Source organism: Candidatus Cyanaurora vandensis (assembly GCF_013285555.1).
Classification (GTDB): Bacteria; Cyanobacteriota; Cyanobacteriia; order Gloeobacterales; family Anthocerotibacteraceae; genus Cyanaurora; species Cyanaurora vandensis.
This window is the reverse complement of record NZ_JAAXLT010000035.1, coordinates 1-15,678: the sequence shown is the minus strand read 5'-3', so window position 1 is coordinate 15,678 and position 15,678 is coordinate 1. Positions and strand designations below refer to the sequence as shown.

14 protein-coding genes and 1 pseudogene are annotated in these 15,678 nt (G+C 57.5%); 4 read left to right on the top strand and 11 right to left on the bottom strand.

What is annotated here, in order from left to right:
- Positions 1-289: 289 nt before the first annotated feature.
- Together HFM78_RS02220 and HFM78_RS02215 are read right to left on the bottom strand one after the other, a co-directional pair.
- Positions 290-856, bottom strand: coding sequence for an FAD-dependent oxidoreductase (locus tag HFM78_RS02220; RefSeq protein WP_287127783.1), 567 nt, complete (start codon positions 854-856; stop codon positions 290-292).
- Between the two features lie 205 nt (positions 857-1,061).
- Entirely contained in the window at positions 1,062-2,132 is a 1,071-nt protein-coding gene (locus tag HFM78_RS02215; RefSeq protein ID WP_287127782.1) for a hypothetical protein, read from the bottom strand.
- A gap of 96 nt (positions 2,133-2,228) precedes the next feature.
- On the opposite strand from HFM78_RS02215, the gene HFM78_RS02210 reads away from it, so the two are divergent.
- Positions 2,229-2,663, top strand: coding sequence for a peroxiredoxin (locus tag HFM78_RS02210; protein WP_287127781.1), 435 nt, complete (start codon positions 2,229-2,231; stop codon positions 2,661-2,663).
- Positions 2,664-3,224, top strand: coding sequence for an L-threonylcarbamoyladenylate synthase (locus HFM78_RS02205; protein ID WP_287127780.1), 561 nt, complete (start codon positions 2,664-2,666; stop codon positions 3,222-3,224).
- 39 nt (positions 3,225-3,263) lie between these two features.
- On the opposite strand, the gene HFM78_RS02200 is transcribed toward HFM78_RS02205, so the two are convergent.
- The 4 genes from HFM78_RS02200 to HFM78_RS02185 are packed head-to-tail and all read right to left on the bottom strand — an operon-like array spanning position 3,264 to position 5,876.
- Positions 3,264-3,881 carry a DNA-3-methyladenine glycosylase gene (locus HFM78_RS02200; protein ID WP_287127779.1) on the bottom strand — a complete coding sequence of 206 codons (618 nt, stop codon included), beginning with the start codon at positions 3,879-3,881 and terminating at the stop codon, positions 3,264-3,266.
- A gap of 15 nt (positions 3,882-3,896) precedes the next feature.
- Positions 3,897-4,700, bottom strand: a complete 804-nt coding sequence (gene truA / locus HFM78_RS02195; RefSeq protein WP_287127778.1) for a tRNA pseudouridine(38-40) synthase TruA — start codon at positions 4,698-4,700, stop codon at positions 3,897-3,899.
- On the bottom strand, positions 4,697-5,209 hold the full coding sequence (locus tag HFM78_RS02190; RefSeq protein ID WP_287127777.1) for a DUF4330 domain-containing protein: 513 nt from the start codon (positions 5,207-5,209) through the stop codon (positions 4,697-4,699). The genes truA and HFM78_RS02190 overlap by 4 nt, the downstream gene beginning before the upstream one ends.
- Positions 5,210-5,240: 31 nt before the next feature.
- The gene (locus HFM78_RS02185; RefSeq protein WP_287127776.1) at positions 5,241-5,876 is read right to left on the bottom strand and encodes a hypothetical protein; all 636 of its coding nucleotides are present in this window, start codon (positions 5,874-5,876) and stop codon (positions 5,241-5,243) included.
- 62 nt (positions 5,877-5,938) lie between these two features.
- On the opposite strand from HFM78_RS02185, the pseudogene HFM78_RS02180 reads away from it, so the two are divergent.
- A pseudogene (locus tag HFM78_RS02180) lies at positions 5,939-6,809 on the top strand (4-hydroxybenzoate solanesyltransferase).
- On the top strand, positions 6,806-7,489 hold the full coding sequence (pyrF, locus tag HFM78_RS02170) for an orotidine-5'-phosphate decarboxylase (protein WP_287127773.1): 684 nt from the start codon (positions 6,806-6,808) through the stop codon (positions 7,487-7,489). The pseudogene HFM78_RS02180 and the gene pyrF overlap by 4 nt, the downstream one beginning before the upstream one ends.
- 474 nt (positions 7,490-7,963) lie before the next feature.
- Here pyrF and HFM78_RS02165 read toward each other — a convergent pair whose 3' ends face one another.
- The 5 genes from HFM78_RS02165 to HFM78_RS02145 form a co-directional block, all read right to left on the bottom strand.
- Positions 7,964-10,111, bottom strand: coding sequence for a tetratricopeptide repeat protein (locus tag HFM78_RS02165; RefSeq protein ID WP_287127772.1), 2,148 nt, complete (start codon positions 10,109-10,111; stop codon positions 7,964-7,966).
- 84 nt (positions 10,112-10,195) lie between these two features.
- On the bottom strand, positions 10,196-12,397 hold the full coding sequence (gene glgP, locus HFM78_RS02160) for an alpha-glucan family phosphorylase (RefSeq protein ID WP_287127771.1): 2,202 nt from the start codon (positions 12,395-12,397) through the stop codon (positions 10,196-10,198).
- An 87-nt stretch (positions 12,398-12,484) separates the two neighbouring features.
- A complete protein-coding gene (locus HFM78_RS02155) occupies positions 12,485-13,639 on the bottom strand; it encodes an NAD(P)/FAD-dependent oxidoreductase (protein WP_287127770.1) in 1,155 nt (384 codons plus the stop codon).
- 29 nt (positions 13,640-13,668) lie between these two features.
- Positions 13,669-15,174, bottom strand: a complete 1,506-nt coding sequence (gene malQ, locus HFM78_RS02150; RefSeq protein WP_287127769.1) for a 4-alpha-glucanotransferase — start codon at positions 15,172-15,174, stop codon at positions 13,669-13,671.
- A 199-nt stretch (positions 15,175-15,373) separates the two neighbouring features.
- The coding region (locus HFM78_RS02145) for a DUF4351 domain-containing protein (protein ID WP_287127768.1) at positions 15,374-15,678 on the bottom strand (305 nt) is incomplete at its 5' end.

The following is a 15,678-nucleotide window of genomic DNA, read 5'->3' as shown; positions in this document are numbered from 1 at the left end:
GGGAAAGACTGAGGAGATAAGCATCGCTGCTGCTGGCGAGTCATCGTCAACGGTAAATGCTGTCTGTGAGCCAGTAACCGCAAGGGAATCCTCGTGCCTTTAGGCCGAGGAGTATGTCAAACCGTTAAAAACGCTTCCTACCGACAAAAAACCATGTTTACGATCCAACCACGAGTTTTACGGACGAAAAACCGTTCTTACGACTGAACAACAAGTTTTAAAGAACGAGATTCCGAGACCCCTCCCTAAAGTTCAGGAAGCGGTCCCTAACCCTTAGACCCCACGCCCCTCAACTGGTTTTGAGGGCATACCGACCCAGGGTTGAGGCAGGAACTTGGATTCCCAGCCGCTTGAGAACCGCCAGCTCCGTCCGCAAGCCCTCGGAAGCCCCGCCCTCCATGTAACCCTGATAGCTAGTGGACGTGTGTTCTCCGGCAAAATAGACCCCGCCTTGGGGAGCCCGCTCGTAACCACCAAACGTTTGATATTGACCGACTCGGAAATAGGAATAGGCCAGCTTAAAGTTGGGGTCCAGAAAAGGCCGGGAACTGGTGGCTTTACCATTCCAGACCGGTGCAAGGCCGGGGTAAACCGGATCGATCTGGGTGAAAAACCGTTGGACATCTTCTTGTAGGAAGGGATTAGGCAGGATTGCGTAGGGGGTAGGCGTGGCGAGGGCAGCACTGACCGGGCCGCCAGTGTAATCTCCCCCCTGACCCAAACTGGCATCCCAGGTATTTCGATAGCCCGTATCGCTATGAGAAGAACCGTCACTCACCCCAGGCCAAGTCCCCATCCCTGCCCAGGGCCGACTGGTGAACTGGAGATGAAGTTTACTGTTGATGCCCCGGCCCAACTATTGAATGGCAAGATTTTTACGGCGGTCAAAGCCCGCTTCCTGGTAATCCAAGGTTCGCAACACCGACGAAGAACCCCCGGCGAGAGAGGGGGATTCCTTGTTGAGCAGCATAGTGATTCCGAGCTAACCGTTGAGCGACTGTAAGAGGGGAGTATGGGCCATGACCTTACCCCAATAATTCGCCGCAATTTTACCACAGGAATTAAGGGTCGAACTGCATCCCCTCGGGACTGAGGACGGTCTGGATCTGGCCCGCGCGGTCTACCCGGCGAATGCGGTTGTTGTTGGCATCGGCAATAAAAACATCCCCATTTTCAGCCACCGCCACCCCGTAGGGCGAACCGAGTTTGGCCTGGACCGCTGGCCCCCCGTCCCCCCCAAACCCAAACTCCCCGGTCCCGGCAAAGGTACGAATGATGCCCTGACCATCCACCCAGCGCACCCGGTCATTCCCCGAGTCGGCAATGAAAAGTTCCTCTTGGTCCCGGCAACGCACCGCCACCCCGACCGGACTACTCAGTTGAGCCGCTGTCGCGGGTCCGCCATCGCCCTTGGCCCCAGTGGTCCCCACCCCGGCGAGGGTCACCAGGTTTTGTCCATCCCAGCGCAAAATCTGGTCTTGCCCCAAATCCACAATCAATAGACGACCCCGGCAATCAAACCCCAAACTCCAGGGTTTATTGAGACGGCCTAGGTTGAGTGAGGTGATGAGCCCATTTTTAATCTGGCGGATACGTTGGTTCTCTTGGTCGGCAATATAAATCGTCCCCTGGGCATCCACCGCCACCCCGGTCGGGTCATGGAGTTGGGCCAAGGCTGCCGGACCCCCATCCCCACTAAATCCTGCCCGCCCAGTCCCGGCAATAGTACTCATCCGTCCGTCCGGGCTAATTTGACGGACCCGGTGGTTGTAGTGGTCGCCCACATAGAGATTGCCCTGCGCGTCACGAGCCAGCCCCAGGGGAAACATCCCTGCCTGTATCGCCGGTCCCCCATCGCCACTGGCCTCCGGCTGACCATTGCCACCGACCGCCTTGACCGTGGGCGGGCGCAGGGTGAGGGCGAGGACCCGGTTGTTGTTGTGGTCCACCACCCACATCTGCCCCGGTTGGAGGACCAGCGCGACGGGGTAGGCGAATTGTTGGAGTAAGGCGGGACCCCGCGCTTGGGCGCGATGAAAGAGGGGTGCGGGCTGGGAATCAACGCGCAGGAGGTTTGTAATCTGGATCATCACCCCCAGGCCCAACAGTCCCCAAAGCCAAGTCTGGCGCATCCTTCCTCCCTTCAGGGCCCTTTCATTCTGCCATAGGCGGCTTGACAGGCCACCCAATGGCCTCTCACCATGGGAGGGAAGACTTACGAGGCGGACATGGCATTAGACGTTGGCGCAGTTGCTCCCGAATTCACCGTGAAGGATACCACGGGTCAGACCGTCAGTCTGGCGGCCCTCGCGGGTCAACGGGTCGTTCTGTACTTCTATCCCAAAGACGACACCCCTGGTTGTACCAAAGAAGCCTGTGGTTTCCGTGATAACTGGGACCAATACCTCAGTAAGGGCATCCAAGTTTATGGGGTGAGTGCGGATAACGAATCCTCCCACCAAGCCTTCACCGCGAAGTTCAATTTGCCCTTCCCGTTATTAGCCGACACCGATGGCAAAGTAGCCCAGGCCTACGATGCTTGGGGCGGCGGTTACGCCAAACGCATCACCTACGTCATCGGTCCTGACGGCACGATTGAGCAAGCTTTCACCAGCGTCAACACCAGCACCCACGCTGACGATATTCTGGCCTCAATTAAGTAAGTGTGGGGCCAGGATGAATTTGCGGCCCACCTGAGAGCAGGGGGCTGCGGGGTCTTTCCGACCGATACTGTGCCAGGTCTGGGGGCTAAACCCGAACACAGCCAGCAACTCTACCGGCTCAAGGGCCGGGACCCCGCGAAACCCCTAGTCCTCCTAGCGGGTTCCCTCGACCAGATTCGCCCCTACTGCACTGGGTGGGCATCAGCTTGGGAGGACGTGATGGCACGTTTTTGGCCCGGTGCCCTGACGTTAGTGCTCCCCGCCTCAGCCCTAGTGCCCCCCCACGGTCAACAAGCCGGGAGCGTCGGTTTACGCATCCCCAACCATCCCACCGCCCTAGCCCTACTCCTTGAAACCGGCCCCCTCGCCGCCACCAGCGTCAATCTTTCCGGTCAACCGGCCCTCACCACGCCTGAGACCATCCGCTACCATTTCCCGGACCTGCCCCGACTCACCGGGACCTATCCCCCAGGCACACCCTCCACCGTAATTCGCTGGCAAGCTCCCGGACAATGGGAACTACTCCGTCAAGGTCCTGTCGTTTGGCCGTTTAGTTTGTAGGAGGTCAATAAAGACTCGCTGGGACCTATTTAGGGAGGATCAGATTTCCTTCATTTCTGTAATGCGCCATAGATACCAAGCGGCGACACTGCGGTAGGGTTGCCAGGGTTGCCCGAGTTGTTGGGCGGCGCGGGGTGTCGGTAGGTCGGGGAGGGCGTAGACTTTCTTGAGTCCCGCCCGTATGCCTAAATCATCCACAGGCCAGACATCAGGCCGCTGGAGTTGGAAGAGAAGCATCTGGACTGTCCACCGCCCTACCCCCTTCACTGGGGTCAGAGTTTGGATGATACCTTCATCTTCTAATTCAGCAAGTTGATCCAGGGTGGGTAGTCCGTCCAGCACATGATGGGCAAGGTCTTTGATATAGCGAGTCTTGGCAGCGGAAATTCCCGCCCCGCGCAACATTTCCTCAGGGGTCGCCAGCACTTGAGCCGCTGTCGGGGAGTCGTTATACAGTGCTAGGAAACGGCGGTGAATCGTGGCGGCGGCCTTGCCTGACAACTGCTGAAATAAAATGGACCGGACCATAACTGAAAATAAGTCCCCTTCCGTTGGCGTAAGCACCCACTGACAAGGACCGACCCGCTCCAGCCAAGCCGCGAGAACTGGGTCCGACTGTTTCAAAAAAATAGTGGCGGTCACGAGGTTTAAGGACATGGGTAGCGCAAGGGATTAATCTACCGTAAGTTTTACATCCTCAGTTTTGTGGAATCCACTGGCAAAAAGTCGTCGGGGATAGCCCACTGCCACCAGCGATAATCCCTCGGGAGGAGCTAACAACGTCACTTTTTCGCGGAGTCCGGCTTGCCAGATGTGGATAAAGTCCGCCACTGTGAGTTCCCCTGCCCCGACCCGGACCAGCAACCCCACCAAGAGCCGCATCATCCCATACAAAAAACTCAATGCCCGGACGCGGATGTAGACTAGCTCTCCGACCCGGTTACAGGACACGCGGTCCACCCGGACGAGACTATGGACCCGTTCACTCCCCGTCAACTGCAAGGCCCGCAGGTCGTGGCTTCCCAGGAGACTCATCAGGGCTTGTTGGATTAGCTCGGTGTCCAGGGTGGTTTTGTAGTAGAACCAACTGCGGTCCTGCCAAAACAGATCGCGCCAATCACTGTTGTGGATCGTGTAACAGTATTCCCGCCACAGGGCACTGAACCGGGCGTGCCAAGGAGGATAGACCAATACTGCCTCGCGTACCAACAAATCTGAGGGGAGGCGACTGTTGATGACTACGGGCCAGTTCGCGGGAGGGATGGGACTCGGGGTGTCAAAATGGACGACTTGACCCCTGGCATGAACGCCTCGGTCAGTGCGCCCCGCGCCATGGAGCGTCACCGGATGACCGACGATACCCGAGAGGGTATCTTCAAGTACACCTTGGATCGTCCGATTCTTTTCCTGTCGCTGGAAGCCATAGAAGTCCCGGCCCCAGTACTGCACCCAGAGCGCGATCCGCCGTCCCGTCATTCCTGAGGAGTCGCTCGGAGGTCAATCACACTGCCCTTGATGTTGTACCGGGCCGCTTCGAGTTCGATGGGGGTGGCGACTTTGAGCTTGGTGCCGCCGACGACTGCCCCGTCCTCGGTCATCTGAGCTTGTGCCACCAAAGTCAATAGAATGTCGCGGCTGTAGGGCGAGCTTTGGTCGGCGACATAGCTGACTTTACCCGAAGGGAGAACGACGGGAAGGACGTTGGGGATGAGTTTGACCCGCAGAATTGTGACCTGTCCGGCGGGTTGGTTACGGATGACGACGCGGGGGGTAGCACCGGGTTTGAATTCAGCTTGGGGGTTGCCGATACTTAAGCCGCGCACGAGCATATCAAATTCGAGGGGGATGGCTTTTACCTGGGGGGTCTGAGCCTGAGTCTGGCTGCCCCGCCACACCCAACCCAGCACGACCATCCCCACCAACAGCACCGCCGTCAGATCAATCACACTCACGCGGCCCCAGAGTCGGCCCTGTTTATCAATCACCCCAGTTACCGGATAGGTTGATCTATCTTACCTACCAACGCGCACGGACCGGTGCGGGTAAGGGTTGGAGCGGGGGATTGAAGGGGGTGTCTTGGACCATCAGGGGGGCACGACAACGGACGGGGGCGGGGGCGAGTCCGGTAGTCGCCGTGAGCGCGGGGGTGCGCTCAAAGCTTGCATTCGCCAAATAAAGACTCAGGGCGCGGGGATTAGCGGTGTCCTCAGTGGCACAGACCGGGTCTACTTTGACCATCAAGGTCCGCACATTGGTCACATCCACCTGTAAGGGCAGGTCCAACTGTTCAGCGGTGAAGGACTGACCAAAAAGCCGACGGTTATCCCCGAAGACCTCAATGGCAACGGGTCCGGTATAGCCCGCAAAAGGTACATAGGGGCGCAGGGTGAACTTAAAGGAGGTCCAGGGCGAAGCTTTACCCATATCTAGGCTGAAAAAAGTCCCCTTACGACCGGGCAGGACCCAGAGGTTATCAAAAGTCTCACTGCCGACGGTAAATCTACCACTCAACACGCCCCGGTTATCGCGGGGGGTCGTATCGTAGAGGGCTAAACTCGGAGCGGCGGTCTTAATCGTGCCCATCAGTGCGGTGTCAGCATGGCAGGGGGCCACCACCAAAAACAAGGTACTCAACAAATACCGATAACGCATGGCTCACCCTTCACAAACTTGAGCTTATAGTACACACTTTGGAGGAAAGAACTTAACATCCGATGACGATTTGGCCGGCTCGCTGGGACAGTATTATCCGCTTATTACGGTGGCATAAGCCCGCTGGACGCTTGATCCTGTTAGTGCCCGCGCTCTGGGCAGTGGTCTTGGCCTCCAGAGGAAACCCAGATTGGGGTTTGGTGGTGTTGGTGGTAGTCGGGGCTTTCACGACGAGTGCGGCGGGTTGTGTGGTCAATGACCTCTGGGACCGCGATATTGATCCCCTAGTAGAACGGACTAAGACGCGCCCCCTCGCCAGTCGTGAAGTGACGGTGACAGTGGCGGTAATGGTGGGGCTGGTCGCGCTGGGTTGTGCTTGGGGGCTGACCTTCTTTTTAAATCCTTTTACTTTTTGGTTGTGCGTGGCGGCGGTGCCCTTGATTGGGTTCTATCCGGCAGCAAAACGCTTTTTCCCAGTGCCCCAACTGGTGTTGTCGCTGTGCTGGGGGTTTGCGGTGTTGATTGGTTGGGCGGCGGTGACGGGTGGGCTGACGATGGTGACGGGTGGTCTGTGGGGGGCGACGGTGCTCTGGACCATGGGTTTCGATACAGTCTACGCCCTGGCGGACCGGGAGGATGACCTGCGGGTGGGAGTGCGCTCCAGTGCGATTTTCTTTGGACAGTATGCGGTCTTGGCGGTGGGTGGTTTTTTTTTTGGGGACGGCTCTTTTATTGCTGGTCTTGGGGCTACAGATGGGACTAGGGACGGTTTATTATCTGTTTCTCGCCTTGGCTCTCGGTTGGTGGGGCTTGCAATATTGGCAACTCAGTCAACCCAAACCCCCGGTTAGTCTCTATGGACAGATTTTCGGGGATAACGTCAAGATTGGCTTTTTGCTGCTGGCGGGGATGTTGTTGGGGACTTGGACATGATAGGTGAGCAATTAATCCTGGCCCTTGATACGCCCGATGTAAATCTCATTTGGCCCCTAGTTGCTAAAACTTCCCCGCCTTTGAGTTTCTTTAAAGTCGGCCTGGAACTCTTTATGGCAACGGGTCCCACGGTTATACGGCAATTGAAAGCTAGCCAGCAGCGGGTCTTTTTGGACCTCAAGCTCCACGATATTCCCAACACGGTCGCGGGGGCCTGTCGGGTGGCAGCGGGGTTGGGGGTGGACCTGTTGACGGTCCACAGTAGCGGGGGACGGGCCATGCTCAGGGCGGCGGTCCAAGCTGTAGCTGGGAGTCCGACCCGTCTAGTTGCTGTCACTTTGCTCACGAGCCTGGGGGAGCGCGAATTACAGGACCAGTTGCAGATTCCGGGTACGGTTGCAGATTACGTGGTGAGACAGGCAATCCTCGCTCAGTCCTGCGGGGTGCAGGGCGTGGTGGCTTCGCCCTGGGAGGCTGAGTTGATCCGCAAGCACTGTGGACCAGATTTTTTGATTGTCACCCCCGGTATCCGCACCCGACCAAGTTTCGATGACCAACAGCGCGTCTGTACCGCGCAGCAAGCCCTAGCCTGGGGAGCCGATTACTTGGTTCTGGGACGGACCATTACCCAGCAACAAGACCCAGCCCAAGCCCTCAAGGACCTTTTGACCGCCCTGTGATGTCATGTCTTGCTCGTAAACTACCCCGCCAGAGGTCAACGGACACCTCCAAAGAGCCACAACCGACTTTTGCCTCAACCTTGGTCTCGCACGCATGGCGAGAGCGTAAAAAGTGAGAGGTCAATGAACAGATTTTCCAAGGCGCGAAAGCCGTAGTCGCTACATGATATTCCGATGTTATTACTATTCCTATGGGTGAAGTGGTTAGCCACGAATATCTGACCCACACTCACGAGCGATACACCCTCATTGCGATCAAGGATGGACTTGTCTTAAAGCAGGTTGTTCTATCTGCAAAAGAATTGGGTGTGTACTATAAATCACAACTCAAGGCTTTCAAACGCACAGCAGCGTATGCGGCTAAGTTGAAAGAATCCAAGTCTTATGAGGATGAAGCAGTATACTCAGACGAGTTTACTGAATATCTCTTGTACCAATTCAAGTCCGATTCCACTATCCCCGCTAACAAGAAAACTAGCGGACGACCCGCCGATAAAAATCCTCCAGTCCCTTAATACATACTGGGTCATCAAAAAGTCGGCCCTGGTTAGCAAGGATTCGCGCCTGAAGCTGGACGCGCCAAGCTCCATCCAGACCCAACCGCGCAGCAATCATCACCAACTCCGCCGGGGTAGTTGCCATCGTCTCCGTCATCCCCAGCAACCGGAGAATACCGTAGCCGTGGCGTCCGCGCAGCAGTCCACCGGGGCAAGTCACCACGGGTAGACCACAGGCGAGGGCTTCCAGACAGGTATTCCCCCCGGACCAGCCGAGGGTATCCATGAAGACGTCCGCCAACTGGTTGAGCCGCCCATAATCGTGCCACAGCAGTCGGGGCAACAGCACACAGTAATCCGCCGCTGACAGTCCCACCTGAGCAAAAGCCCGCGCCAACCGTTCCCGAAAAATTGCTGTAAGCGGCGCACTGGAATGAGATAAAAACACAAACTGAGCCTGTGGAACCTGTTGGGCAATGGCTGGATAAATCCCGTCATATTGCGGGAGGTACTTAAAAAGAGATTGGCACGAGAGGTAGACCACCCGCCCTGGGTCTAGCCCAAAATCTAAGCGCGTCTTGGGATTCACCGGGAAGCGGGGACGGGGGTAACTCACCCCCAGATTGGGTAAGCGAACCAGGGTTTCACAGTAATGGGCCTGTCCGTGGTCCGGCTCCATCAGGTCACTACTGAGGAAATAGTCCACGGTTGCCAGTCCCGAGGTCACGGGATGACACCAAGTCGTACACTGCACCGGGGCCAACCGCAAACTCGCTAACTGACCGATTACCGGGTCCATCCCGATATCCAGATAAACTAAAATCTGTAGCTGGTCCCGCGCTATCTGTTGGGCCACGGTGGCTAGAACCGGCGGGAGTTGGTAGAATTGGTCACTCTGACGGGTAAACTCCTCAGTGATGAGGTCCGTCTCGCCCAAACTGTAGGTGTACACCCGGAATCCCGCTCGGTCCCGTTGCCGCAACCAACCGAGGGTGAATTTACCGACGGTGTGGTTATTGAGGTTACAGGAGACGTAACCAATGCGGATGCGACCCGGTGGGCGAGTGGAGTGGATGGGCGACGGATATTGGGTTTGTGCTAAGCGCGAAACTAAATTCCCGTACTGCACTTGAAGGTCTAGATCAGGGTAGCCCTGGTAGGGTTGATAGAAATTCGTCCAGCGGCTCAGCCCTTGCCAGAATTGAGCACCCCCATGGAGTTGTATCAGCCGCGCTAATCCCACCCGGAAACGCACCCGGTACTGGTGGAGTTCCTGTTCATCTCGGTAAAGAATGGGTACGAGTAAGTTCGCGGCTAGCTGTAACTCGAGGGCCTCGGGAAAACGCGCTGCCCCAGCTTGGGCAACCACAATCGCTGCATCTGTAGCCCCGTACTGGTGGAGATGTTGGACCCACTGCCAGTAGAGTTCTAGTTGGTCTAGGTCGGCTTGAGCATAGATGACCCAAGCCCGGTCCCACTCCCCCAACCGGACCAGACTAGCCGTGAGCGCAAGAGAAACCTGGGCATGGACTCCCCCAAGTTCCTGAAATCGCTCAAACCCCGTCACCGCCCCCCGGTCATCCCCACGGGCAACGCAGGCATGGCCTTGGTAACGCGTCGCCCGGACCTCATCCCCAATCAAGGCATACATAAAACTCAAGTTCTCCATCTGTACCGGGTCTTGGGGAGCGGCCCGGTGCAACTGCTGGTACATCGCCAGAGCCTCCGCCCACCGTCCCTGAGCTACCAAAACCCCCGCCGAATCTGGGCTGTGGTCCGCGTACCAAGCCTGAGCCACCTCGGAGTCTGGAAGTTTCGCCGCCACTTTTCCCCAGAGATAATGAGTGCGAGCATGGTTCCCGGCTCTCTGTACAGCCTCTTGAACCGTATTCCAAGCTTCGGGATAGGCGTGGGTCTCTAGGTAAATCTCCGTCAAGTCCTGCCAACCCTCCGCCCGTTGGGGGTCCTGAGCCAATAGTTCCCGGTACTGCTGGGTAGCCTGGGTTAGCTCCCCCGCTTGCCAACTAGCACGAGCCTGGGTGTATTGTTCGTCCAAACTCGCCTGCCTCGCCGACAGGACCAGTTGAATCTCGTAAGCAGCCTGAAAAAGAGCAGAGGTCAACATGACAACGCTACATCACGCAAGGATTATAAATAAAAAAGGGGCACTCCGTAGCACCCCCACCACTGTAAATTCAAGACTCAATCCTTAAAAATCGGCTTTGAACCCAGCCCCAGTCAGGACCGGACGGGGAGCTGTCACCGCGCAGGACCCGGCGTAGATGTTGCAGACGTACTCCGCCACCATCCGGTCGGTATTGAACTGGGGAGCCAAGGACTTGATCGACTCCTTCATCCAAGCAATCCAGGTGCGCGGGAGGCCCTTTTCATCGCGGTCGTAGAACATCGGGATGACCTCGTTCTCCAATAGATGATAGAGCGACAGCGAGTCGTGGAGGTCCTGGGCAGCGATATCATGACCCTCGATCTCCTCGCCAATCGCCCAACCGTTCTTCCCGTTGTAGCCCTCGATCCACCAACCGTCCAGGATACTCAGGTTCAAAGCCCCGTTGAAGGCGACTTTTTCACCACTGGTCCCGGAGGCTTCCAGGGGACGACGCGGGTTGTTGAGCCACACGTCTACGCCTTGGACCAGCTTGCGAGCGGTGTGAATGTCGTAGTCCTCAAGGAAAGCGACGCGGTTGACTAGAGCCGGGTGACGGGCCCATTCCATGATCTTCTGGATCAGGCGTTTACCTTCTTCATCCTTGGGGTGGGCCTTACCCGCCAAGAGTAACTGCACCGGGAATTCCTGGCTGCTGAAGATCCGCAGGGCACGGTCGGGGTCCTGGATGATTAAGTTCGCCCGCTTGTAGGTGCTGAAGCGGCGGGCAAAGCCAATCGTCAGGATATTGGGATCAAGGAGGTTGGCGTAGGCCGCGTTCACCCAGTCCTCATGCTCACCGCGCCGGCGACGGGCTTGGGCCACTTGATGACGGGCAAAGGCAATCAAACGTTCGCGTAGAGCCTCATGCTTCCACCAAAGTTCCTCGTCGGGGATGCGGTCCACCCGTGACCAGACCTCAGGGTCGCTCAGATGCTCTTCCCACTGGGTACCCAAGTAGCGGTCGTACATTTCCCAGAACAAGGGCGAGATCCAGGAACGAGCGTGGACCCCGTTGGTGATGTGTATAATCGGCACTTCTTCGGTGGTCTTGCCGGGATAGAGCACTTGGAACATCTCGCGGGAGACTTCGCCGTGCTTCTCGCTCACGCCGTTGCTGGCTCGGGCGTAGCGCAGGGCCAACACGGTCATGTTGAAGTTGTCCCAGGGATCATCTACGCGCTTGGCACCCAGGGCTAAGAAGGTCTTGCGGTCAATACCCAACTGGGGCCAGAACTTGGAGAAGAAGGTATCCATTAGGTCCGGCGAGAAGGTATCGTGTCCTGCTGGGACCGGGGTATGGGTGGTGAAGACACAGCCCTGGCGCACTTGGTCGCCTGCTTCTTGCAGACCCAGGCCCCCAGCCGTCGCTTCGCGCAGGAGCTCTAGGATCAAGAAGGCGGCGTGGCCTTCGTTCATGTGGAAGACCGCCGGGGCAATCCCCAGGGCGCGGAGCGTCCGTACCCCGCCGATCCCCAAGACAATCTCTTGGCTGATGCGCGTATCAATGTTGCCGCCGTAGAGGTGCCCGGTGATCCAACGGTCCACCGCGTCATTGTCCGCGCGGTCGGTATCGAGTAAATAAAGCTGGACCCGGCCCACATTGACCCGCCAGACTTGGACCTTGACCATCCGGTCGCGGATCGGAACCTCGATCGTGACCACCTGCCCATGCTCGTCACGCATCAACGTAACGGGTAGGTCTTCAAAGTTAGAGTTCTCGTAGTACTCAGTCTGCCAGTTATTGCTGTCGAGCCGCTGGTGGAAATAACCCTGGCGATACAACAGACCTACAGCTACCAGGGGTACACCCAGGTCAGAGGCGGATTTGAGGTGGTCCCCTGCTAGACAACCCAGGCCCCCGGAGTAGGTGGGCAAGGATTCATCAAGACCGTACTCCGCCGAGAAGTAGGCGACGGGGCGTTGGAGGTCATAACCGGGCATTGAGTGGAAGGCCCAGGTTTCTTTTTGGGTCATGTAGCTATCAAAGTTACGGACTAAGTTCTCGACTTGGTTGAGGTACCAGGGGTCCGTCGCCAACTGCGTCAGCCGCATGTAGGACATCTGGCGGAGCATCAAGACGGGACTATGACGGCAACTCTCCCACAGGGCAGGGTCCATATCCCGAAAAACGGTTAGGCGGTCTGGGGTCCAGGTCCACCAGTAATTCATCGCTACGTCTTGTAGCCGCTGGAGGGGACGAGGCAGCTTGACCCCTAGTTCTGTGTTGGTGACGGCTTGGTTCATGATTTATTCTTCTGAATGGGACAGTGCGCGAACCCTAGTGATACCATGTCAGCCTTGTCCCCCAAACGAGGGATTTTTAAGTTTTACTTAGCTATTGGTAGCAAGTAACGTGCGTAGGGGTTGGGCCAGCCAGTTGAGTCCGACCTGGACTTGGTGGTTAGGGTTGGGCAGCCGAGCCAAATAAACCGCCCGCCGCAGGTTCGCCGCCACCGCTCCGGTCACGGTTACACCCAGCAGTTGGGCCGCCGCCTCGTCCATCCCCAAGCTGACCATTTGTCCCAACTCGCTGTACCGAAAGTCCAGCAGCGGTAGACCACGAGCCTGCGCCCAGAGATTCCAGGCGCAATAGTCGGCTTGCTGGAAGGCGACCTGGGCGGAGATGGGCCAGCCTTGACCGTCCGTCGCACAATCACCCAGGGCAAAGATGGTGTCCTGCTCGGCTAATTGGAGCGTGGGGCGAGTCGAGAGTCGGCCCCGGCGGTCCTTGGTGAGGGGCCAATCCTGGAGGCGTTGAGCAGGGCTGGTGCCCACGGCCCAGAGGACCAGATCCGTCGTAAGCGGACGCGGGGTCGGGGACTTGAGCAGGATTTGGCTAGCCTCGACGGACTCCACGGTAGTCTTGAGTAAAATCGTCACCCCCCGCCGGACCAAGGCCGTCATTGCTAGGTCCCGCAGGGCCGGGGCATCACCTAGAATCTGGTCCTCGCGCTCAATCAACGTCAGGCGCACCCGGTCCTGGAGCCGGTCCGCAAGCTTACAAGTCAACTCCACGCCGCTCGCCCCGCCGCCCACCACCGCAATCCGAATGTCCTGCCGTCCCTCTTGGTCCCACTGGGCCAAGCGGTCCACTAGCTGCTCAGCCTGGGCCAGCGTGCGAAAGGGGAGGGCGAAGGCTTGGGCACCGGGGACGATCTCCGTCGGGGTCCGTCCACCTAGGGCGATGACTAACTGGCTGTATTCCACTTCGGTCCCGTCTTTCAAGAGGACTTTCCCGGTCAAGTCCAAATCGCTCACTTCGCCCTGGATAAACTCAATCCCGGTCTGGTCAAGGACTTGACGGTAGGTTGGCGCGATTTCCCAGACCGCCAACTCTCGGCTGACCAATTCATAGAGAAGTGGGGTAAAAACAAACCGTTCCTGGGGATCAATCAATGTCACCCGGGGCCGCCAAGGGAACTTCTGTAGCTGGAGAGCCGTGTACAGCCCACCAAAGCCCCCGCCCGCAATTACAATTCGTTCCATGATTGCTCCATTCCCTAACTCCAGAGTACTCAGTCCCGCCCGTAAAGCTGGGTCAGTTGCAACAACCAAGCCGCAAGTCCGGGGTTGAGTTGGTGGGGTTCGTACCGCCAAGCCCAGTTCGCCTTAGCCACGTTCGGGATGTTCATCCGGTGGGCCTTGCCCAAGCCCAACACGTCCTGGAGCGGAAAAATCGCCGTATTAGCAATGGACTGGAGGGCCAAGCGGATAAGGTCCCAGTTCACATCGTCTAGGTTGTTTTTACCCAGGTAGGTCATCAAGTTCTGTTTCTCGTGGACGGGCACCCGTGGGTCGTCGCGCCAGCCAATGCAGGTGTTGTTGTCATGAGTGCCCGTGTAGACCAGACAGTTACGGACATAGTTAAAGGGCACGTGGGTATTGCCACTATCGGACCCGAAGGCAAACTGCAAAATCCGCATCCCCGGAAACCCAAACTGGTCGCGTATTGCTTCCACCTCGGGCGTAATTACACCCAGGTCCTCCGCCACAATCGGCAGGTCGCCCAAGGCCGCTTTGAGAGCTAAGAACAACTCTGCCCCCGGACCCATCGCCCAAGTGCCGTTCATCGCCGTTTTTTCGTCAGCCAAGACCCGCCAGTAGGACTCCAGCCCCCGGAAGTGGTCAATCCGCACCCAGTCCACGGAGCGCAGCACCCCCTGCACCCGGTCAATCCACCAGCGGTACCCAGTCCGGCGTAAGGCGGGCCAGTTATAGAGTGGATTCCCCCACAGTTGCCCGGTCTCACTGAAATAATCTGGCGGGACCCCCGCTACCGCAATCGGTTCCCCGCCTTCCTTGAGGGGGGTAAGTTCAAAAAGTTCTGGGTGGGACCACACATCAGCACTGTCATAGGCCACGTAGAGCGGTAGGTCGCCCAGGATCATGACCCCCTTAGCCTTGGCATATTGCTTGAGCCGTTGCCATTGACAATCAAACTGGTACTGGACATAGCTATGGAACTGGATCTGGACTTGGAGTAAAGTCCGCGCTTCAGCTAGGGCGGCGGGGTCACGCTCCTTAAACTGTTTGGGCCAAGCATTCCAGCCCGTGTCGCCGTAGTAGGTCTTGAGGGCGGTGAAAAGGGCAAAGTCTGCCAACCAAGCCGCCTGTTCAGCACAAAATTTAAGCCACGGCTCGTGTTTTTCCGGTTGTTTCAAAAATTGCTCAAACGAAGTCTTGAGTAGGGGCATTTTGTGAAATGTGACCCGCTCAAAGTCCACGGGTCCCTGCTCACAGCCAGCAAGAGCCACGGGTTTATCCAGGAGTCCTTCTTGCTGCAATTTCGCCAGACTGACCATGAGGGGATTCCCCGCAAAGGCCGAAGCGCACATGTAAGGTGAGTTGCCAAAAGCCATTCCCGTCGGACCCAGGGGCAGGATCTGCCAGAGCTTCTGCCCACTCGCGGCGAGAAAATCAATAAAGTCGTAGGCTGATTGTCCGAGATCGCCAATCCCCTCAGCACTCGGGAGCGAAGTGGGATGGAGGAGGATGCCACTGATCCGGCGGTTGTCTTGCATATGCGGGTTCCCTTGGTCCACTTAGTGTACTGGAGTTAGGTTTCACCCTCTACTACAGCCGCTTTGCGCACCCCGACCAATATCGGTAAACCCTGTAGGAACGCTCTTCATGGCTATTGAGGGAGAAGAGAATATGGATTGTAGCTCCCACAATGCTCCTGTGCAATTCCCCTAAATCCCCTTTTTTAAGGGGGATCTCTCAAGCTTTAGCGACCCTTGCCAAAAAATCAGCTAGCGACGTGGCATCCAATGCCCCATCCATCCACTGTTCAAGTTCATCAATTGATTCCCCTCCCTGAAGTTGGTAGCTCACTTCTTCTGGAAGAGGACCAAATCGGCGGGTGAGCACCTGGACTAAGGCATTCCTCCGGCCTTCAAGCTTGCCTTCAATTTTGCCCTCAATTTTGCCTGCTTCCTTAGTCTTGGTCTCCCAAGCCAGATATGCCTCGCTTAGCTGCACTGCCATCTCTTCGTCCTCCGCTCCTCTCTGTTGTACTCCGATGC